The organism is Paenibacillus pinihumi DSM 23905 = JCM 16419 (assembly GCF_000422505.1).
Taxonomy (GTDB): Bacteria; Bacillota; Bacilli; order Paenibacillales; family Paenibacillaceae; genus Paenibacillus_D; species Paenibacillus_D pinihumi.
Map to the genome: position 1 here is coordinate 729,704 of NZ_KE383864.1, position 21,134 is coordinate 750,837.

Below are 21,134 nucleotides of genomic sequence, written 5' to 3' on the forward strand. Positions count from 1 at the left end.
TCATTCCTCCTCTTTACCCACTAAAATTGTACCCAGGCGGAGCCAATTCGCACCTTCCTCAACTGCAACCTCAAAATCATTGGACATTCCCATGGAGAGCCCAGTCACCGGTTCATTTGTCACCGCCTGCTGGTTCAGCTCGTCTCTAAGCTGTCTAAGCCCTCTGAATACAGGGCGGGTCTGTTCAGGTTCCATCTCATAAGGAGCCATGGTCATCAAGCCTTCAATTTTAACATGTGTAAAGCGGGACAGCTCCTTCGTAAAAGCTACAAGCTCCTCGGGTGCAACACCGTGCTTCGAATCCTCCCCGGACACATTCACCTGCAAAAAGCAAGGAACGATAATTCCAAGTTCTTCTGCCTTTTTATCAATTGCGGCAGCAAGCGATTCACGGTCAAGGGAATGAATATAAGAAAATCTGCCGACGACCTCTTTTACTTTGTTCGTCTGCAGAGAGCCGATAAAGTGCCAGATGGCTTGTCCGGCCTCCCCCAAGACTCCCGACTCGGAGAGACTATGCGCAGCATGCCACTTGTCCTGCGCATTTTGCCATCTATTCTCCCCTACATGGACAAGCCCTGCACGAATGACATCCATTGTGGAAGCCACGGATACATATTTCGTCACTGCAATGATGTTTATATCATCTCTGGAGCGTCCGCTGCGCTCGCATGCAAGCTTCAGCCGCTCTTCAACGTCTGCGATTCGATGTTCCAGCGTCAAGAGAATGATTCACCTCTTTCCCATACCAATCCAGCTGGCCATACGCCCTGTTCTCCCCTGTTCCATCCGATGGGAAAAGAAAAGATCAGTGCGACAGCCTGTGCACATCTGTGATAATTCGATGCGGGTCGGCAAAATTCCTGCTTTTATCATAATCTGTCGGTTAATTTCTTTCAAGTTTATCCTCGCTTTGCCGCTATCTGCAGCAAACAGCGCATTCGGAGCTATGTCTGCGCCTTGCTCCCGAAGTTCTTTCAGCAACGGCTCCACTCTGCTGATTACCGGTCCGTCCACCTCGTAGCAGCAGTCTTCAATTGAAGGGCCTATCGCCGCCAACAGCTCGGAAGGGCGTGAGCCATACTGCGCCGCCATCGCTTCTACTGTATGCCGGGCAATCTCTGCAACCGTCCCCTTCCAGCCGGCATGGGCCAGCCCGATGGCCTGATGGACCGGATCGTAGAAGTACAGCGGAACACAATCCGCATATAAAGAAGCCAGTAAAATTCCAGGCTCATTCGTAATCAGGGCATCCGCATCCTGAATCGCATCCTCTCTGGCTTCGCGGCCCCGGCCCCGCTCCAAGGCGGTCACGGTATGTACCCTGGCACCATGAACCTGTTCCGCACAGGTCCAGGATGCCAGCGGCCATCCGAGCGCCTCAGTTACCGCATTGCGGTTGCGCACGACCGTCTCTGCAGCATCATCCACGTGAAGGCCCATATTGAGCGATTTCCTGGGAACCTCGCTGAACCCTCCGCTGCGTCCTGTAAAACCTGCGGTCAGCGCTTCCTCTTCCTCCATCCAGGAAGACAAATAAAACAGCGAAGGCCCCTTCGCTGTCTGTTTCCATTCAAACGGTTCCATTAATGTCAGCACCCCCATCTTGTCGTGCAGGCGTATTCATTGTTTTGCGTCTGTCGTTACCACTTCGTATTATTTTAACACAAAATTATAGCTTTTGGTTTACCTGAGATGCTCGCTATTCTCCGATACCCGGTACGTACGGGATTCCTCAACCAGCACCAGCACGACATCCGCCCCTATTTTTACAATGTTGCGCCAAGGGATTACGATTTCCGTACCGCCTCCAAGCCAGCCAAACTTTTTATTATAAGGGACAACGATCGCATCAATTTTGCCTTCCCGCAGGTCCAGCTCCAGATCACTGACCGTACCTATTTTTTTGCCGTCGACAATATTAATAACATCCTTCATTTGAAATGCTGATATTTTCAAGCGCAATCACCACTTTTCCGTCCCGTATTTTGTGCTGTACTTCTATATACTTATGAACAATAGCAGGACGACATGTTATACTTGCAGGGATTTTATCCGGTTGCCGCATAGAAAAAACCGGCATAGGCCGGTTTTGGTTGATGTTGCATCATGTCTACACTTGCTTGACATGCTTTTGCATTTGTTGGATCGCTGATTTTTCCAGTCTGGATACCTGGGCCTGCGAAATGCCGATCTCATCGGCGACCTCCATTTGGGTTTTACCCTGAAAAAAACGCATCGACAATATCATTTTTTCCCTGTCGTTCAGCTTATGCATGGCCTCACGAAGTGCAATTTCTTCAATCCAGGATACGTCCTTGTTCTTATCATCGCTGATCTGGTCCATTACATAGATCGGATCACCGCCGTCATGGTAGATCGGCTCAAACAAGGATACCGGATCCTGAATCGCATCCAGTGCGAACACGACATCCTCCTTGGGCACATTCAGCGCCTCGGAGATTTCGAAGATTGTGGGTTCGCGGGAATTTTTGTTCGTCAGGCTGTCGCGGACCTGAAGCGCTTTATACGCGATGTCGCGCAGACTGCGGGAGACGCGGATCGGATTATTGTCCCGCAAATAGCGGCGGATTTCACCGATAATCATCGGCACGGCATAAGTCGAAAATTTCACATTTTGACTTAAGTCAAAATTGTCAATGGCTTTCATAAGTCCAATACAACCTACCTGGAACAGATCATCCACGAATTCGCCGCGGTTATTGAACCGCTGTATGACACTGAGCACCAGTCTCAAATTGCCATTGACTAATTTCTCTCTGGCTGCCCGTTCATTTCGGGTTTGCAATGCCGTGAACAGCTCTCTCATTTCGACATTGGTCAGGACAGGCAGTTTCGCGGTATCCACTCCACAGATTTCAACTTTGTTTCGGGTCAACGTGATTACCTCCCAAGGAGAAACATTAATGTACATTATCCCCTTGGCAACCCTTTTTATTCCTCTACACCATTTTGTTAAATTCTTTCCTGAGACGTTTTATAATCCGTTTTTCCAGCCTGGAAATGTAGGATTGGGAGATGCCAAGCAGGTCTGCCACGTCCTTCTGCGTCTTCTCCTCACCGTCCGTCAGGCCGAATCTAAGCTCCATAATCATTCGTTCGCGCTCGGTTAATTTATCCAGTGCCTTGTGCAGCAGCTTACGGTCAACCTGCTCCTCAATATTGCGGTAAATCGTATCATTTTCCGTACCAAGCACATCTGATAACAGCAGCTCATTGCCATCCCAATCAATATTCAGCGGCTCATCAAAAGAAACCTCGGTTCTGATCTTGTTATTGCGCCGCAAGTACATCAGGATTTCATTTTCGATGCATCGTGAAGCATAGGTTGCCAATTTAATTTTTTTCTCCGGATCAAAAGTATTGACTGCCTTGATCAGGCCGATTGCGCCGATGGATACGAGATCCTCAATGTTGATGCCGGTGTTCTCAAATTTTCTGGCGATGTAGACGACGAGGCGCAAATTGCGCTCGATCAGCATGGCCCGGATTGCGGTATCTCCAGAGGAAAGCTTGGTCAGCAAATACTCTTCTTCTTCACGGGTCAGCGGCGGCGGCAGAGCTTCACTTCCGCCAATATAATAAATTTCTTCACTTTTTAACCCGAATAAAAACATAAACCGGTAATAATATAACTGCAGGATCAGTTTCCATTTCACAACCATCTTGGCAATTCCCTCCCTGTCTGTCATGCTTCTTGGGACTTCAATTCAGTAGCCTTTTCTACTAATGACGGATGGATAATTGCCTGATAGGCACCATCTGAAACCAGCCTTCCACCATCCAGCCCGATCAACACCTTGAAGGATTCATAGCTTCGTCCCTCCTGCTCAATGCGTACGTGATCCGGCTTAAGCGCCAGCATAAATTGCGTTCCCCGATTCACTCCGCGATACGGAATGAGACGAAGACGATCCTGCCATACGCACTGCTCCTCTCCGATACCTGCAACGAGTTTGTCAACCTCTGCATCCTTGATCCTCTCCAGCCAGGACGGCGGGAAATCTTCCTTCCACAGGGAAGCCTCCATAACCATCACAGGGGTACGCGTCAACGGATCATACAGATGATTTCCGGTATCGATCAGACCTCTGCACCGTTTTTCCTGTCCGCCGATATGCACAATGACATCCGCCAGATGATTCATCATTTGCTCGCGCTGCTTACGTCCATTTAAAACTCCCTTGTACAGAAACAGGGCGATCGCGAAGGTTACCGCCAAGAAAACAAGTCCAATGCGGATACCATAACCTTGGCCGCCTGTTCGCATGAGCCAGATGCCGTTCCAGACCTCGCTGCGGCTTTGCAGAAGATAGTAAATGCCGAACATGCCGCCTGCTGCTGCAAAGCTGATTCCGTAAAATGCCGCCACCAAATTGATAAAGCTCTGAAGACTCGTGAAGCCAAAAGCGACCCATACCATTAGCAAAGACAGTCCGAACTTCACACCCAGGGTAAAAATAGACGCAAGGGGCGGAACAAACATCAGCACGACATAAGCCGCACCGATCGTCGCAGCCAGCATAATGCGCAGCCTGCGTACGGGAACACCGCGAACCCAGGCTGTCACCAGCAAAATCGCGGCGTCCATAAGCAAATTCAGTAAAAAGACCAAATCGACATAAACAACCAGTTCCTTCAACTCCCTGCCTCAAGCCGGTCATTTTGCTTCGGCTCTCTCCCGCTGCTTGTGTTAACACTCCGGTCTTAATTGGCAGCACGGGTGCGGCCTCATGCTCCTCATCATCGGATACATGCCTGCAAAGTGCGGAATGGCTGGTATCTTCGGCCATGTTGTACAAGACCCGGATCGACTTGAACCCAGTATATTAAAATCTTATTTCAATGTCTGTCTAAACATGCCGTCATGACTCTTGTTTTTTTGTCGAGTTTTCATGGGAGGAATATGTTGTGATTCAATCGTTCAGTTGTGATTAGAGGAAAGAATATTAATAGAATCGTTTGTCAGTATGGGGGTAAGCCAGGAATATAGAGATTTCTATTGCCCAGCAAATTTTGTAGTTTTTCATGCTGCTTTTATTTTGACTTCTGCTATTTTTAAATGTCCTATACAAATAAAAGACAATTGTAAACAGAACGTATGTTTGGTAAAATAAAATTATCAGGATAACTGGATCGGCCAGACGGCAGGATCGTGCGCCCAGCCGAGACGGCCTGTCAGCGAAAAACAGGCTATTGTCATTTCACACAGAAATAGCAGCTTTTATGGAAGTGAAGCTTATAACTCTTATATTTCCACAAAAAAAGACTGCCCCAAAGGGCAGTCCCGGTAATCAGATAAGTGAAAGAATTAAAATGATTGCCTGTAAGAAGGGCAATTAACGATCGGAGCGTGGACGGTTTCTCAGGAACGCAGGAATGTCCAGTTGGTCGCTTCCTGTATTGTTGCCGAACGGCTTCAGGTTGGAAGACGATGAAGAGGAAGAGCTTGGACGAGCCTCACCGCTCTCGGCCGGCTGGCCTGGCGTACGGCGAATTTGAGGAGGCGCTTTGTGTTCAAAGCCTGTAGCAATTACAGTTACTTTGAAGTCATCTTTAAGTTCCTCATCAATCATCGCACCAAAAATCATGTTCACTTCCGGATCGGATGCAGCCATGACGATCTCAGCAGCCTCATTGACCTCGTAAAGCGAAAGATTGGAGCCCCCGGTAATATTCATGATAACGCCCCTTGCGCCATCAATTGAAGTTTCCAGAAGCGGGCTCATGATCGCCTTGCGTGCAGCCTCGGCAGCACGGTTCTCGCCTGTTGCGATTCCGATACCCATCAATGCAGAGCCGCGCTCTGTCATGATTGTTTTAACGTCCGCAAAGTCAAGGTTGATTAATCCCGGTACAGCGATCAAGTCAGAGATACCTTGTACAGCCTGGCGAAGAACGTTATCCGCTGCCTTGAACGCCTCCAGCATCGGCGTCTTCTTATCGACGATCTCAAGCAAACGGTCGTTTGGAATAACAATCAGTGTATCGACCTTTTCCTTGAGCGCTTCGATACCCAGTTCAGCCTGGCTGCAGCGTTTACGTCCTTCGAACGTAAACGGACGTGTTACAACCCCTACTGTCAGCGCACCGCATTCGCGTGCAATTTCAGCAATAACCGGGGCTGCACCCGTTCCGGTACCGCCGCCCATACCGGCTGTAACGAAAACCATATCCGCACCTTTGAGGGTATTGGCAATCAGGTCCCTGGATTCTTCTCCCGCTTTCTTGCCGACCTCCGGGTTTGCTCCGGCGCCAAGTCCGCGGGTCAATTTATCGCCAATTTGAAGCTTATGCTCCGACTTAGCCAGATGCAAGGCTTGCGCATCTGTATTAACCGTTATAAATTCAACACCTTTTACACCGTTCTCAATCATTCGGTTTACTGCATTGCTGCCGCCGCCACCTACTCCGATGACTTTAATCTGCGCCAACTGCTCCAAATCGAAATCGAATTCCAACATTTCTCTTATCCCCCGATCAAATGAATTCGCTAAACATATTTTTTAACCGCTCAAACAGTCCGGGTTTGGAGGGCGCAGAAGGACTGGCTTTCCGATTGCTCGGTTTCTTCGGTGTTCCAGCAGGGCGGCTTCTCATATATTTGGAAACATATTGTATCATGCCGACTCCGCTCGTATAAGCCGGATCACGCACGCCGATATAATCGGGAACCGCAATTCGAACCGAGGATTGGAGTTCAAGCTGTGCCAGCTGGAGAACGCCCGGCATGGATACCGCACCGCCAGTAAGCACGTATCCCCCTACTTTATCACCGAAGCCAAGACGTTTAACCTCTTGAAGTGCCAAATGGAACACTTCCTGCATCCGCGGCTCGATAATATTGGCCAAGTCAACCTGGGAGAACTCTTTTTCCACGTTGCTGCCCATTCTCATCACTTTAAAACGCTGATCATCGGCTGCATCGTCAATCATCGAACAGCCGTATTTCAGCTTGATCTTCTCCGCTTGCTCTGTCTGAGTGCGCAAGCCGTAAGAAATATCATTGGTCACATACTCTCCGCCAATAGGCAGCGTAGAGGTTGCAGCCAGATTGCCCTGCTCAAAAATGGCGAGTGTACAGGAGCCAGCACCGATATCAACAAGCACGGTTCCCATCGACTTCTCATCTTTGGTCAGAGCCATTTGACCCGATGCCAGTGACATCAGAATGACGCCAGAAATCCGCAGCTCCGCTTTCTCTACGCAACGGATCAGGTTATGTATCGCTGTCTTTGCCCCGGTAATTACCGTGGCTTCAACTTCCAGGCGCACGCCAATCATACCGCGCGGGTCTGAAATGCCATCCAGTCCGTCTACCAGGAACTGCTTGGGAACGAGTCCGATAATTTCACGCTCCGGGGGTAAGGCTACTACCTTGGCCGCCTGTAGAACACGTTCGATATCATCTTCTCCGATTTCCCGATCCTCATTGGATACCGCTACTACACCATGATTGGTCTGCAATCCGATATGGTTGCCCTGAATACCGATATAAACATCGGTTATTTGAATACCTACCATGCGTTCCGCGTGATCCACAGCATTACGGATGGATTGCACGGTCTGGTCAATATCTACTATTGCTCCTTTGCGAATACCCTCCGAGTCGGCAGATCCAACTCCAATAATATTAATGGCTCCGTTCGTTACTTCACCAATAATAGCACGAACTTTGGATGTACCGATGTCCAAACTGACGATAATGTCGTTGCTGCTCAACCCGTGGCACCTCCGTTTCAACAGAAATAAGTTAGGTTGGGACTAACACACTGTTCTACATATTCAACGTACTTTATATTATCCCTCTTTTTTCTACAACATTTTTCATCTACAAAGACCTGCCAATTTACGGTAAGCACCGCAGGCGGCAGGTTTGAGGAAGACAAATTTGCTTCATCCTTAATGCAAAACCGCAATTGTGCTGCCATTGGCATTGTTGCCGGGTAAAACCGTCCGTTAAAAAATAGGTGAAATCCCATAAATAAAATTCTACCATTCTTTAAAGCTATTGAGTAGTCTCTTTTTCATTAGAATCTTCACTTTCTAGAAAGTCCGACTGGTATTCCGAGTACGTATCAGCCAGCAGCATCGTCACTTTGCCCGGCGCCTGCTGCTCAATAACAGCAACAAGCCTTGGCGCCTTCTCCTTGAGCAGGGAAATGGCTGTAATGACTTCGAACTGGGTACGCGTGTAAATCTTGATCCGGTCGGGGTAGGAAGCCGAAGGAATCGGTATAATCTCTGAGAAATCTCCAATAATGGAAGGCGGCAGTTCAGCCAGCACCTTGGTCAGTTTGACCTTATTGGGGTCCTTGGCCGGCCACTTCGCAAGCACAGGCTTGTCCACGACAAAATCCCTCCCGTGCATTGACAGGGTTGTCCCGTTAGAAAGCAGCGCCGTGATTTCTCCCTGCGGTGACAGTTCATACCCCACAGAAGGAAATTCTTCGACTTGAATGTGAACATCGCCCGGGAAATTCTTCGTGACAGTCGCTTTTTTCACGGAACTTAATTTTTCAATTCTTGATTCCACAGTGTTGGAGGATGTGCCGAAGAAAGCATCACCCACGGCAATCCCTGAAGCCTCCTCCACCTCGACAGCTCCGATATACTGCTGACCGGATATCGTAATGGCCGATATTTTGCTGACCGAGGAGTTGAAAAACAGGATCGCCAGCAAAACCGCAAACAGCAGAAAGAGAATAATCAACAGCTTCCGGTTGCCCTTCTTCTTCGGTTCGGGCTCTTTGAGTACCGGCATAAATTGCGTTTGTTCCATAGCTTTCCTCCTCTTCTGGCCAAAATAAAGCGGTATTTCGGTAAAGGCAGGCGGTCATGCTTGCATCGTTTGAAAAACTGACTCGTTCCCGGCATAAATACGGGGATTTTGTAATAGGGTAAAATATCCGGTCCCTCGCGTGGAGGAACCGGCTGCTCAACAAATGGAAAAGCCTTTCAGCCCGATATGACCTGATTATTAGAGACCGCTGCAAAGCGCGTAATCCGCGCGCCGAGCTGGCGGAACATCTCTTCAATTTGATCGTACCCGCGATCGATATGATGTACATTTTCCACGACCGTCTTGCCTTTGGCAGCAAGGCCGGCAATGACCAGCGCTGCTCCCGCACGCAAATCCGTCGCTTCCACAGTCGCGCCATACAGCCTGCGAACCCCGCGGATAACCGCCGAATTGTAATCGACCCGGATATCCGCCCCCATTCTGGAGAGCTCATCCACGTGCTTGAAGCGCCCTTCAAAGATTGTCTCCTTCATGACGCTGATACCGTCGGATAGCGCAAGCAGCACCATGACCTGGGACTGGAGATCCGTAGGAAAAGCCGGATATGGCGCTGTGACAATTCTCTCTACTGCGCCCGGTCTGCCCGGGCAGCCAACCTTTATTATATCACCGTCAACTGCCACTTGAACACCTGAGCGCCTTAATACATGAATGAGTGATATGAGATGGTCCGGATTCGTATTTTGCAGGGTAACCTGCCCGCCCGTAGCAGCCGCCGCCACCATGACCGTCCCGGTCACAATCCGGTCAGGAATGACTTTATAGCGGCATGGAACAAGAGATTCGACACCCTCTATCGTAATCGTATCCGTCCCGGCCCCCATGACCTTGGCGCCCATCTGATTCAGAAAATGCTGAAGATCCTGAATTTCCGGCTCTCGTGCAGCATTGGATATCCTTGTTGTCCCTTCAGCCAGCACGGCTGCCATCATCAGGTTCTCGGTCGCTCCGACACTCGGGAAATCCAGATGAATATCTGTTCCCTTCAAACCTTCTGTACGGCATACCATACGATTCCCAAACTCCTCGATCTCTGCCCCGAGCGCCTTGAGGCCTCTAAGGTGGATATCGATTTTGCGTTCCCCGATAGCACATCCGCCCGGCTGGTACAACTGCACCTCGCCGAACCTGGACAGCAGCGGTCCCATCAGAAAAATCGAGGAACGCATCTGCCGCATAAGCTCCTCCGGAATATGGACGGAATGAAGTGCAGATGTATCCAGCACAACCGTCTGGCCATTGTGTTCAGCCCGGCAGCCAAGCTCGCGTAAAATGTCAAGCATTACCTCAATGTCCCGCAGCTTCGGCACATGGTCAATAATGACCGTGCCTTCGACCAGCATGCTGGCAGCTAAAATCGGCAATGCGGCATTTTTTGCTCCTTGGATAACAATGGTTCCTGAGAGAGGTTTCCCGCCTTCAATCACCAATTTGTCCAATGTATCACCTCCGATTTACCGCTCACCCACCGCCAATACTTCGGGTATCAAGTCAATTCCGCTGTCTTCCTTGACTTTACGCTGGATATTGGCCATGAGGGAAAGAACGTCTTCAGCCGTCGCTTGGCCGGTATTGACAATGAAATTGGCATGCATCGTAGATACCTCTGCCCCGCCGCAGCGTAAGCCTTTAAGTCCTGATGCCTCGATCAGGCGGGCGGCATAATCGCCGGGCGGATTGCGGAATACACTGCCTGCACAGGCCATTTGCAGCGGTTGTGTCAGCAGCCGGCGTTTTTTGTTGGCAGACATCGCTTCCGAAATCTGTGCCTTTTCGCCTCTCGCAAGCTGGAATGTGGCATTGACCACGATGCCCTTAAGCTGATGCAATACGGAATGCCGGTAGGTAAATTCCATGTCCTCCAGCCCGTACCGGACCAATTCACCTGTCTCCAGTACAATCTCGGCTGATTTGAATATTCGTGAAACATCCGATCCGAGAGCTCCGGCATTCATATAGACGGCCCCGCCGACTGAACCCGGTATGCCTCCGGCAAACTCCAATCCGGTCAGTCCCTCTTTACCCGCCATGACAGACAGCTTGATAAAGGAATAGGAGGCGCCTGCCTCTACCAGATCCTGATCAAAACGAACATAATTCATCCCGTCACCCAGACGAAGGACTGCGCCGCGTATTCCTTTATCGCTGACCAGCAGATTGGAACCACGGCCCAGATTGGTCCATGGCACTTTATGTTTATGAATGAGGCGGATGACGTCTGCCAGCTCTTCTTTGCTTGCGGGAGTAATCAGAACATCCGCCGGACCTCCGATTTTCCAGGTTGTATATTCGGCCAACGGTTCGTTAAGCCTGATCTCGCAGGCGGTTGACTGCTTCAATTCATCAATAAAATGTCGCATTGCTGGACCTCCTTCGTGCTGTTATAAGGAATTGCCTGTTTCAAGTATCGGATTTGACAATCGCTTACGCCTAGGGAAGCGATCACGATTATAAAGTATCTTATGCCCTCCGGGAGGGGAGTGTGACAAAGGCCCATACGGGCTAAAGGGCGGCTAATTTCGGCCGCCCATTCGTTTCAGCTCGGTTACAATCAGGTTTGCCGATTCCGGCTTGCCAAGTGTAAGCGCCGCTTCCCTCATCGAAGCAAGACGCTGCGGAGAAGTAACAATAGACGTAATTCTTCGGAACAGATCGTCTCCATTCAGCTCTCTCTCCAGCACCATCTCAGCCGCGCCTGCAACCTCCAGACTGCGGGCATTGGGCTCCTGGTGATTGTTCGTTACGTTAGGGGATGGAATAAGAATGGAAGGAATGCCAAGCGCAGTAATTTCAGCCAGCGAGGACGCCCCCGAGCGGCTGACGACCAGCGATGATGCCGCCAGTACCTGCGCCATATTATGAATATAGGGAAGAACCTGCAAGTTGGGAGGAATATCTCCCCCGGAGATGCGCTGTTTGGCCTGCTCATAATAGCTTTCGCCTGTAACAAAGACAAACTGGGCCTCCGGCAGACCGGACAGCTTCGGAAGCATCTGGAATACCGCTTCATTGACAGCCTTCGCTCCGCGGCTCCCGCCTACAATCAGCACGATCTTGCGGTCTTCGGCCAGGCCAAGCGAGGAGAAACCTTTACTGCGGTCAGCCTGGACAACCTGTGAAGCACAAGGGTTGCCGGTGTACAAGACATGCTTCCCGCCAAAATGGTCGGCTGAAGATTCAAAGCTAACCGCCACGGTTTCTGCATAGCGGCTTAAAAACTTGTTTGTCAAACCCGGAATGACATTCTGCTCATGAATCAGGGTCGGAATGCCAAGCTTCGCTGCGGCGTATACGACAGGGCCGCATACATAGCCGCCTGTGCCGACGACCGCATCAGGCTTGAAGCTGCGCAGCAACTGCTTGGAGCGGTTCACCGCCTTGAGGAAGCGGATGACCGTCTTGATGTTGTCGATGGACAGCTTGCGTTTGAACCCCGTAATATCCACAGCTTCAAAAGGGATATTTTCCGCCGGCACGATCCGGGACTCCAGACCTCTTGTTGTGCCGATATACAGGAGAGAAGTTTCGGGTATTTCCTGCCGGACTTGTTTTCCGACGGCCAGAGCAGGATAAATATGGCCGCCCGTGCCGCCGCCGGTCAGTACGATTCGCATGGATGCATCACCTCGAATAGCGGGATATATTAAGTAATATGCCTAGCGCTGTCAGCAGGAGCGTCAAGGACGATCCGCCGTAACTGACAAGCGGAAGCGTGATGCCGGTAACCGGAAACATCCCGATTACGACACCGATATTGATTAACACCTGAACCGCAATAATGCCGGTAATGCCGACTGCCAGTAGGCTGCCGAATGAATCAGGCGCGGTAATAGCTGCTCTAATGCCGCGCCAAACCAGCACCAGAAACAGCAATATAATTGTCATTCCGCCGATAAAGCCCAGCTCCTCGGCCAGAATGGAAAAAATAAAATCAGTTTGCGGCTCCGGCAGATAATTATACTTTTGCCGGCTCATGCCAAGTCCAAGTCCGACCAGCCCTCCCGGGCCAATCGCATACAAGGATTGTATTGACTGATATCCTGCGCCCAGCGGGTCCTGCCACGGATCAAGAAAGGCGGTAATCCGCTGCAGCCTGTACGGCGCGGCAAGCACAAGACCAACGAGTCCGGCAACGCCAAGCAGGGCGAGCGAGCCCAAATGGGCAAGCCGGGCGCCGGCCGTGAAGATTACCAGCAGTGACGCGCCAACCATAACCGTACCCGTTCCAAGATCCGGCTGAAGCATAATAAGGCCGAAGGCAGCCCCCATAATGGAGAGCGGTGGCAGCAGCCCCTTCGCAAATGTCGTAATCTGGCCCTGCCTGTCCGCCAGCATCTTGGATAAGAAGATGACCATGGCGAGCTTCATAAATTCGGACGGCTGAATGCCAAAGGAGCTGATGCCAAGCCAGCTTCGCGCTCCACCGCGAACAACACCGATTCCAGGAATGAGTACGAGCACAAGCAAACCGAAGCAAATAAGCAGTCCCGGCTTGGAAATCTTGCGCCATACCCAGTAATCGGTATTCATCGTCAGGAACATCGCGCCTACACCCAGCAGGGCAAACAGCATTTGCCTCTTCAAGTAGTAAAAGGAGTCACCGAATTCATTAAAGCTCAGCACAGCGCTGGCGCTGTATACCATGATAAGGCCGATCGTCAGTATGAGCAAAATAGAGACGATTAGCCATATATCTGGTGCGGATCTTGACTTGGCCATACACTTCAACACCCTTTGCGTGAGAAAGTAGGGACTTGCCCCCTACTTACAAGGTATGCGCCGAATCTTTAAAAATGCGCCCGCGCTGTTCATAGGAAGCAAACATGTCCCAGCTCGCACACGCAGGAGAAAGCAATACAGTATCTCCCGGCTCTGCAATTGCGGCGGCGCGGCTGACTGCGGCGCGGAGCGTATCATCGGCTACCTCTTCAGGTTCGACGATAATAACGCTTGCTAAACCTGCCAGTTCCGCGACACGGGCCAGCTTCTCGCGCGTCTGTCCCAGAACGACCAGCCCCTTTACCCGCTTTTGGAAAAGCGGCAGCAGCTCCATGTAATCCGAGCCGCGGTCGAGGCCTCCTGCAATCAGTATAATTCCTCCCTGCAGCGATCCAACGGACATTGTCGTCGCAGTCGGGTTCGTAGCCTTGGAATCGTTGTAAAAGGTGATGCCGTTTTTGGTACAGACCAGTTCCAGCCGGTGCTCTACGCTGCGAAACTCACGCAGCGGGCGGGAGAGCTTTTCTACAGAAGCTCCGGCAGCCAGAGATGCTGCGACTGCTGCAAGCGCATTTGCCGCATTGTGCCGTCCCGGAATGCCAAGTTCGCTCACCGGCACAAGCTCATGCACCACGCCTTCACTGTCCCTGTATACGACTTTCCGTTCTGCATCCCCCGCTTCCCCGGCATCAGCCGGATAAGGCGGTTCAATGTAAGCCCCGCCCTGTTCCAGGCGTTGTGTCAATGAGAATGGAAGCAGCTTCGCCTTCACCCCTGCCGCGAGCTCACGGCAAATCGGATCATCCCAATTGAGCACTGCCGTATCTTCCGGCGTCATATTGGAGAACAGCTTCGCCTTGGAGGCAACATAGTCCTCCATGCTTCCATGATAATCCAGATGAGTCTCAGCCAGATTGAGCAGCACTGCGACCTTCGGCCTGAACGAGCCTGTTCCTTTCAGCTGAAAACTGCTCAATTCGGCCACAATCCACTGGCTCGCTTCCGCTCGTGTAGCCGCTTCACAGAGCGGCGTGCCGATATTGCCGGCTACAATCGGCGACAGTCCCGCCGCCTGCAAAAGCTCACCGATCCAGGTTGTGGTCGTCGTCTTGCCGTTGGAGCCTGTAATCCCGATCATCGGAGCAGGAGACAGCGCATAAGCCACCTCCACCTCAGTCACAACCTCAATTCCCAGATTAAGCGCCTGCTGAACAGGCGGAGCCTGATAAGGAATCCCCGGGTTCTTGACGACAAGCGCTGTGGCTTCTGTTATTAGATCATCCGGGTGGCTGCCGCAGATGACGGCAATGCCTGCCGCCTCCAGCTCGCCTGCTTCCGGACACTGTTCACGTGTTTTTTTATCGTTTACGACCACCTTGGCTCCCAGTGCGTGAAACACTTTCGCCGCGCTGACGCCGCTTTTGGCCAAACCGAGGACAACGACCTGCTGTCCGCGGTATAGACTCGGATGATTCATCTTATTCGCAACCCCTTACCTGTTAAACCCGGCTGGTACAAAAGGGGTTTCTTTTGCCCAGCCGGGTATCAGCCTGATATTAAACTTCTTATGCTATGACCCCATTATAACCCTCTGTGCAAGAATAAACCTAATGCGGCAAATAATAGTCCAACCAGCCAGAAGGTTGTTACAACACGCCACTCCGACCAGCCGGACAGCTCGAAATGATGGTGAATCGGACTCATCTTGAAAATCCGCTTCTTACGCAGTTTGAACGAGCCAACCTGCAAAATAACCGATAGCATTTCCAGTACGAACACTCCGCCGATTACAATAAGCAGCAGCTCGGTTTTGGTCAATATAGCTACGGCAGCCAGTCCGCCGCCGATCCCGAGCGAGCCTGTATCTCCCATGAACACTTTTGCCGGATGGGCATTGAAGACCAGAAAGCCCAGCACCGCCCCGATCATGGCGGCAGAGAATACAGCCGACTCCGGCTCTGATACGTTCATCGCAATCAGTGTAAAAGCTCCAAATGCCAGTGCGCTCGTCCCGGACAGCAAGCCGTCCACCCCGTCCGTAAAATTAACGGAATTGCTCGTCGCAAAAAGGATGATGACCACAAATACATAGTAGAACCACCCCAGGTCAAAGCTCCAGTGCGTTCCCGGAACAGAGATTGCCGTACTGTGATGAATCGAATAGAGCAGCACGCACATCAGAATGGAGAAAAACAGCTGGCCGACAAGCTTTTGTCTGGCTGTCAGTCCCAGCGAGCGCTTGAAGGCGATTTTAATATAATCATCCAAAAATCCAACAAGGCCAAAGCCGAGCGAAGCCACAAGCAGCACCCAGAACTCGGTCGTCTTGTCGGAAAATTTAAGGAAGCTCAGCGTGAGCGCAACCATAATGATGATGCCGCCCATCGTTGGCGTTCCCTTCTTCTTCAGATGGCTCTGGGGTCCATCTTCGCGAATTTCCTGTCCGAACTTCAGCCTTCGGAGCAGCGGTATGAACAAAGGTCCGATAATAACCGCAAGTAAAAATGAAACGCCCATCGCCATAAGAATGACCTTCATGTCCATATCCTCACCCCCCTATGCCTTGTTCTAGTGCATGAACAATTTGTTCCATCTTCATTCCCCGTGAGCCTTTCACAAGCACGAGGTCATCCGGGCGCAGCTCTGCCTGCAGCAGCGCAATCAGCCCGGCTTTATCGGCAAAATGCCGGACACTGCCAACCCCGAGCGCCTCTGCGGCTCCTTCGGCAGTCCGTTCAGATTGTGGCCCCAAGGTAAGTAGACGATCCGCCTTGCCCTGATGGATATAGGCGCCAATCTGCCGGTGAAGCTCCGCTTCCTCCGGGCCTAGTTCCAGCATATCACCAAGTACAAGCCACTTTGTATGAAACCCCTTCAATTGCTCTACCAGATCAACTGCAGCTCTTACCGCAGTCGGGTTGGCATTGTAAGCATCATTCAGGACGACCGCCCCATTGGCCGCCCTTACAGCTTCAATCCGCATGCCGCTGATCCGCAATGATGATAATGCGCCCGCTATGCGGGACACAGGTACTCCAAGCCGCACGCCAGCTGCGATAGCCGCTGAAGCATTCGTCACATTATGGCTTCCGGGAACCGGAATATGTAGTCCGGACAACGCTTCATCCAATGAAGCATCGCCACATCTCAGACTAAAACTGGAACTGTCAGCCGTAACTCGAATCCCTTCCGCTCTCCAGTCATTGCCTGCCTGTACTCCAAAAGACAGTGCTTCAAACGAAGCCATGCCCTGGAGCCGGACAATTCCTTCATGCAGCAGCGGCTCATCTCCATTGAATACGAGCAGTCCGCCGGACTTAAGCCCGCTGGCAATTTCCAATTTTGCCTTGGCAATGCCTTCCCTTGAGCCAAGCTGCAGCAAATGGGCATCCCCGATATTTGTAATAATAGCCGCATCCGGCTGTGCGATTTGCGACAGCAGCTCAATCTCTCCGAAACCGCTCATGCCCATTTCCAGCACCGCAGCCTCGGTATCAGCGGCCATCTCCAGAATCGTAAGCGGCAGACCGATATGGTTGTTCAGGTTTCCTGCTGTCTTATGGACGCGAAAAACGGTGGCCAGAACAGCCGCCACCATGTCCTTCGTCGTTGTCTTGCCGTTGCTGCCGGTAATACCGATCACTTTGACGGGCAGCTCCCTGCGGTAAGCCGCTGCAAGCTGCTGCAGTGCAGCCAGAGTATCCGGTACCAGCACAAGCGGCCAGCCTGCAAACTGCTCCGGTACTGGATGATCCGCCTGCCAGAGCACTCCGGCAGCTCCCCGCTCCCATGCCTCGCGGGCATAATCGTGTCCATCAAAGTTATCGCCTTGCAGCGGCACAAACAACCGTCCCGCCTCAATTCGGCGCGAGTCAGTGCTCACACCTTCAAAGGCGGCTGCAGCCGCGTCTATTGTAGTCAGACTAGCTCCCTGCAAAAGGCCGGACAGCTCGCCAAATGTTTTTTTTATCACAATCCAATACTCCTTATCGCTTCTTTCGCTATTAGGCGGTCATCAAAATCAATGGTTTGCTTGCCGATAATTTGGTAGGTTTCATGACCTTTCCCCGCAATCAATACTACATCGTCAGGGCTTGCCATTTCAACCGCTTTTTGAATCGCCTGCTTGCGGTCTTCAATCAGCGTGTAGCGCTCTGCGGCAATACCGTCCTCCAGCAGCCCTTTCTCAATATCCTTCAGAATGCCGGACGGCTCCTCGGTCCGCGGATTATCAGAGGTAACTATGGTGTAATCCGCATAACGGGCAGCAATTTTCCCCATTAACGGACGCTTCGTCCGATCCCTGTCGCCTCCACAGCCAAATACACACACAATACGGCCTGCTGCAAACTCCTTGACTGCTCGCAGCACATTATCAAGCCCGTCAGGCGTATGGGCATAGTCTACAATGACTGCAAACGGCTGACCGGCATCAACTGCCTCCACACGTCCGGGTACACCGGGCACACTCTCCAGACTGCGCCCCAGCTGCTCAATTGAAATCCCCTCGATTAGCCCTGCAGTAATCGCCGCCAAAGCATTGTAAATGTTGAACTTGCCGACCATTTGCATCGTAATTTCCACACTGCCTTTAAACGTATGTACGACAAAGGAAGTTCCTTTAGCTGTTATCTTAATCTCAGAAGCGCGGACATCCGCTTCCGCATCTATACCGTATGTAATGACTTCTGCAGAAGTCAGCCGGGACAGTGAGCGGCTTGCCGGATCATCTGCGTTGAACACCGCGTATGACCGCTGGCCTTCTGCCTGGCCAAAATCATTGCCAAGGCGGGAGAACAACAGCCCTTTAGCAGCTGCATACTGCTCCATCGAACCATGGTAGTCCAGATGATCCTGAGTCAGGTTCGTAAAGATCGCCGTCCGGTAATGGCAGCCCTTCACCCTTCCCTGCTCAAGAGCATGCGAAGACACCTCCATCACACAATAGTCCGTGCCCGTCTGCGCCATATCACTCAAGGAACGCTGCAGTTCCAGCGCCTCAGGCGTTGTACCGGACATCGGAAATACCTGCCCGTTGTAGCGCATCTCTATCGTACCGATAACGCCCGGCTTGCTGCCTGCATCACTCAATAAACGCTCAATCAGGTAGGTGGTGGTCGTCTTGCCGTTGGTTCCTGTTATTCCGATCAGCTTCAGCCGGCGTGATGGCGAATTGAAAAAGGCATTGGACAGCACTGCCATAGCATGCCGGCTGTCCTTTACCAGGAGCTGCGGCACTTCTGCCGGAAGGCGCCGCTCCACCACGAGCGCGGCAGCTCCTTGTGCTACTGCTTCTCCGGCATAATCATGTCCGTCTACCGTATGGCCCGGCAAGCAAATAAAGAGGCTGCCCGGACCAACCTTTCGCGAATCCGTTTCGATTCCATTTATCGTAAGGGAGCCATCCCCTATAAGCTGCGAAGTTAATAAATGTTCGGATAGTTCATCCAGTCTCATTGCACTGGCCTCCTCCTGTATGCAGCGTTCAAATCAGGCCGCTAGCCTAATCATTCCGCTAGTCTTCATTATTGTCAATGGACGTGATTTCCATCATCCTCTTGGGCAAGATAAATCCGGATTGTAGAGCCTCGCTCCACCCGTTCACCGGCTGCAGGAGCCTGGCGGATGACGACATTGCCCGTGCCTGCGGAAGCCAAATTAAAATTCATATTCAAATCCTCATAGAGTTCAGAGACCGTCTTTCCTAACAGATCAGGAACGGTCACAATCGGTGTATCGCCATAGTTGTATTTCCGCTCGATCTGGTCGCTGCGGCGGGGGATATTCAGCGCTATGAGCGCATCCGTCATAATACGTTTAACGATTGGAGCTGCCACCACGCCTCCAAATTGGATGCCTTGCGGGTTGTCGACCGCCACGTAGACGATGAGCTGCGGGTCGTCTGCTGGGGCGAAGCCGATAAACGAGACAATATGCTCGCTCGCAGAATAGCGGCCGTTAATAACCTTTTGGGCCGTCCCCGTCTTGCCTCCGACACGGTATCCGTCAATGAAGGCATTGCGTCCGGTTCCTTTGGCGACAACACTTTCCAGCGCCCCCCGGACTTGCCGCGATGTCTCCTCAGAGATCACTTCGCGCACGAGCTTCGGTTTGATTTCTTCAACGGTCTCCCCGGTTTCGGGGTTGATCCAGGCTTTGGCAACATGGGGCTCGTAAAGGCGGCCGCCGTTAATGGCTGCAGACACAGCCGTTATCTGCTGAATCGGGGTAACGGATACTCCCTGGCCAAATGCAGTTGTCGCCAGCTCCACCGGACCGACCTGACTTGGCTTGAACAAAATTCCCGACGCCTCGCCCTGCATATCAATCCCTGTTTTCGTGCCAAATCCGAAGTTGCGGATATATTGGAACAGCGTATCTTTGCCCAGCCGGTTCCCGAGGGTGACAAATCCCGGGTTGCAGGAATTCTCAACAACCTCCAGGAATGTCTGGGAGCCGTGTCCGCCCCGTTTCCAGCAGCGAAGCCGCGCGCCCCCCACCTCAATGGCTCCGGGGTCAAAGAACCGCTCATTTTTCAAATCTACCTTGCCTTCTTCCAGTGCAGCAGACAATGTAATAATCTTGAATGTGGAACCAGGCTCATAAGTCATCCATACAGGCAAATTGCGGTTATATACCTCAGAAGGCACTTCGCGAAATTTATCCGGTACAAAGCTCGGCCGGCTGCCCATGCCGAGTATTTCCCCCGTCTTCGGATTCATCGCAATGGCAAGCACACTGTTCGCCTGGTGCTGAACCATCGCCTGCTCCATCTCCCGCTCGATGATCATCTGGACCTGCTTGTCAAGGGTAAGCTGCAAATTAAGTCCATCACGCGGCTTCTGATACGTATCGCTCGAACCGGGCATTAGCCTGCCGGCGGCATCCGAGAGAAAGGATACACTTCCGGAGATACCGCTGAGCCGCTTGTCATAAATCTGCTCAACCCCGGTCAGGCCCTGATTTTGAATTCCTGTGAAACCAAGCACATGGGCCGCCAGTTCCCCGTACGGATACGTGCGTTTGTTATCTTCGGCGACAACAATCCCAGGCAGGTTCATATCGCGGATTTCCTGTGCCTTCTCCAGCGTTATCTTCCTGCCTCCAGGCTGAATATTCACAATGAACTGGCGTTTGGTTACCATTTGATAGATTTTATCTTCAGACATATCAAGCACCTTGGCGAGCAACCGGGCGGTCGTCTCCTTTTCCTTCACCTGTACCGGAATAGCCATGACCGACGGCGAACTGATATTGTAAGCCAGCCTCTCCCCGTTGCGATCCAAAATTTCTCCCCGTTTGGCCGTGAAAGGAATATTGCGCCTCCACGAATCCTCCGCCTTTTCGGCGAGCTCAGTCCCTTTAACCAGCTGCACATAGCCCAGCCTGATTACCAAAGCTATAAAAGCAATGATTGCACATACAAGCACCGTCAATAGTCTTCTTCTGACTGTAACACTGGATACTCTCACAAGCCTCCCCCTTCCGAAGCAGCCTCATTGTCTGACCCGCCAAGCCGGACAGCACCTTTAACCAGGACGCTCTCCTGCTCTGGCAGCAAGTCGCTACAATTTCAGCCTATTCGGTAAAT

18 protein-coding genes are annotated in these 21,134 nt (G+C 51.7%); all 18 read right to left on the reverse strand.

The window, feature by feature from the left end; translation table 11 throughout:
• Complete coding sequence (locus tag H583_RS36655; protein ID WP_028561606.1) at positions 1-723, reverse strand: YggS family pyridoxal phosphate-dependent enzyme; 723 nt, start codon at positions 721-723, stop codon at positions 1-3.
• A gap of 9 nt (positions 724-732) precedes the next feature.
• Complete coding sequence (gene pgeF, locus H583_RS36660) at positions 733-1,587, reverse strand: peptidoglycan editing factor PgeF (RefSeq protein ID WP_028561607.1); 855 nt, start codon at positions 1,585-1,587, stop codon at positions 733-735.
• 99 nt (positions 1,588-1,686) lie between these two features.
• Complete coding sequence (locus tag H583_RS0117530; protein ID WP_028561608.1) at positions 1,687-1,959, reverse strand: YlmC/YmxH family sporulation protein; 273 nt, start codon at positions 1,957-1,959, stop codon at positions 1,687-1,689.
• 154 nt (positions 1,960-2,113) lie between these two features.
• Positions 2,114-2,899 (reverse strand): RNA polymerase sporulation sigma factor SigG, encoded by a 786-nt coding sequence (sigG, locus tag H583_RS0117535; protein WP_028561609.1) that lies wholly within the window; start codon positions 2,897-2,899, stop codon positions 2,114-2,116.
• A 64-nt stretch (positions 2,900-2,963) separates the two neighbouring features.
• The gene (gene sigE, locus H583_RS0117540; RefSeq protein ID WP_028561610.1) at positions 2,964-3,686 is read right to left on the reverse strand and encodes an RNA polymerase sporulation sigma factor SigE; all 723 of its coding nucleotides are present in this window, start codon (positions 3,684-3,686) and stop codon (positions 2,964-2,966) included.
• 23 nt (positions 3,687-3,709) lie between these two features.
• Positions 3,710-4,663 (reverse strand): sigma-E processing peptidase SpoIIGA, encoded by a 954-nt coding sequence (gene spoIIGA, locus H583_RS0117545; protein WP_342663537.1) that lies wholly within the window; start codon positions 4,661-4,663, stop codon positions 3,710-3,712.
• A 697-nt stretch (positions 4,664-5,360) separates the two neighbouring features.
• Positions 5,361-6,485 carry a cell division protein FtsZ gene (ftsZ, locus tag H583_RS0117550; RefSeq protein ID WP_028561612.1) on the reverse strand — a complete coding sequence of 375 codons (1,125 nt, stop codon included), beginning with the start codon at positions 6,483-6,485 and terminating at the stop codon, positions 5,361-5,363.
• 16 nt (positions 6,486-6,501) lie between these two features.
• Positions 6,502-7,743, reverse strand: a complete 1,242-nt coding sequence (ftsA, locus tag H583_RS0117555; RefSeq protein WP_028561613.1) for a cell division protein FtsA — start codon at positions 7,741-7,743, stop codon at positions 6,502-6,504.
• A 286-nt stretch (positions 7,744-8,029) separates the two neighbouring features.
• A complete protein-coding gene (locus H583_RS0117560; protein WP_028561614.1) occupies positions 8,030-8,803 on the reverse strand; it encodes a cell division protein FtsQ/DivIB in 774 nt (257 codons plus the stop codon).
• Positions 8,804-8,979: 176 nt separating this feature from the next.
• A complete protein-coding gene (gene murA, locus H583_RS0117565; RefSeq protein ID WP_028561615.1) occupies positions 8,980-10,263 on the reverse strand; it encodes a UDP-N-acetylglucosamine 1-carboxyvinyltransferase in 1,284 nt (427 codons plus the stop codon).
• A 15-nt stretch (positions 10,264-10,278) separates the two neighbouring features.
• Positions 10,279-11,184 (reverse strand): UDP-N-acetylmuramate dehydrogenase, encoded by a 906-nt coding sequence (murB, locus tag H583_RS0117570; RefSeq protein ID WP_028561616.1) that lies wholly within the window; start codon positions 11,182-11,184, stop codon positions 10,279-10,281.
• Positions 11,185-11,337: 153 nt separating this feature from the next.
• On the reverse strand, positions 11,338-12,438 hold the full coding sequence (gene murG / locus H583_RS0117575) for an undecaprenyldiphospho-muramoylpentapeptide beta-N-acetylglucosaminyltransferase (protein ID WP_028561617.1): 1,101 nt from the start codon (positions 12,436-12,438) through the stop codon (positions 11,338-11,340).
• Positions 12,439-12,445: 7 nt separating this feature from the next.
• Positions 12,446-13,543 carry a stage V sporulation protein E gene (spoVE, locus tag H583_RS0117580; RefSeq protein ID WP_028561618.1) on the reverse strand — a complete coding sequence of 366 codons (1,098 nt, stop codon included), beginning with the start codon at positions 13,541-13,543 and terminating at the stop codon, positions 12,446-12,448.
• A gap of 46 nt (positions 13,544-13,589) precedes the next feature.
• Positions 13,590-15,020, reverse strand: coding sequence for a UDP-N-acetylmuramoyl-L-alanine--D-glutamate ligase (gene murD, locus H583_RS0117585; RefSeq protein ID WP_028561619.1), 1,431 nt, complete (start codon positions 15,018-15,020; stop codon positions 13,590-13,592).
• Positions 15,021-15,124: 104 nt separating this feature from the next.
• The gene (gene mraY, locus H583_RS0117590) at positions 15,125-16,087 is read right to left on the reverse strand and encodes a phospho-N-acetylmuramoyl-pentapeptide-transferase (RefSeq protein WP_028561620.1); all 963 of its coding nucleotides are present in this window, start codon (positions 16,085-16,087) and stop codon (positions 15,125-15,127) included.
• 4 nt (positions 16,088-16,091) lie between these two features.
• Positions 16,092-17,516, reverse strand: coding sequence for a UDP-N-acetylmuramoyl-tripeptide--D-alanyl-D-alanine ligase (locus tag H583_RS0117595; protein ID WP_028561621.1), 1,425 nt, complete (start codon positions 17,514-17,516; stop codon positions 16,092-16,094).
• Complete coding sequence (locus H583_RS0117600) at positions 17,513-19,000, reverse strand: UDP-N-acetylmuramoyl-L-alanyl-D-glutamate--2,6-diaminopimelate ligase (RefSeq protein ID WP_028561622.1); 1,488 nt, start codon at positions 18,998-19,000, stop codon at positions 17,513-17,515. Before H583_RS0117600 ends, H583_RS0117595 begins: the two co-directional genes overlap by 4 nt.
• Before the next feature lie 74 nt (positions 19,001-19,074).
• Positions 19,075-21,015, reverse strand: a complete 1,941-nt coding sequence (locus H583_RS0117605) for a stage V sporulation protein D (protein ID WP_028561623.1) — start codon at positions 21,013-21,015, stop codon at positions 19,075-19,077.
• Positions 21,016-21,134: the final 119 nt, after the last annotated feature.

Bases quoted from the DNA above. Each gene is read 5' to 3' on its own strand.
- murG (WP_028561617.1), bottom strand. From the start codon at position 12,438: ATGCGAATCGTACTGACCGGCGGCGGCACGGGCGGCCATATTTATCCT.
- sigE (WP_028561610.1), bottom strand. From the start codon at position 3,686: ATGGTTGTGAAATGGAAACTGATCCTGCAGTTATATTATTACCGGTTT.
- pgeF (WP_028561607.1), bottom strand. From the start codon at position 1,587: ATGGAACCGTTTGAATGGAAACAGACAGCGAAGGGGCCTTCGCTGTTT.
- H583_RS0117600 (WP_028561622.1), bottom strand. From the start codon at position 19,000: ATGAGACTGGATGAACTATCCGAACATTTATTAACTTCGCAGCTTATA.
- spoVE (WP_028561618.1), bottom strand. From the start codon at position 13,543: ATGGCCAAGTCAAGATCCGCACCAGATATATGGCTAATCGTCTCTATT.
- murD (WP_028561619.1), bottom strand. From the start codon at position 15,020: ATGAATCATCCGAGTCTATACCGCGGACAGCAGGTCGTTGTCCTCGGT.
- mraY (WP_028561620.1), bottom strand. From the start codon at position 16,087: ATGGACATGAAGGTCATTCTTATGGCGATGGGCGTTTCATTTTTACTT.
- H583_RS0117560 (WP_028561614.1), bottom strand. From the start codon at position 8,803: ATGGAACAAACGCAATTTATGCCGGTACTCAAAGAGCCCGAACCGAAG.
- ftsZ (WP_028561612.1), bottom strand. From the start codon at position 6,485: ATGTTGGAATTCGATTTCGATTTGGAGCAGTTGGCGCAGATTAAAGTC.
- murB (WP_028561616.1), bottom strand. From the start codon at position 11,184: ATGCGACATTTTATTGATGAATTGAAGCAGTCAACCGCCTGCGAGATC.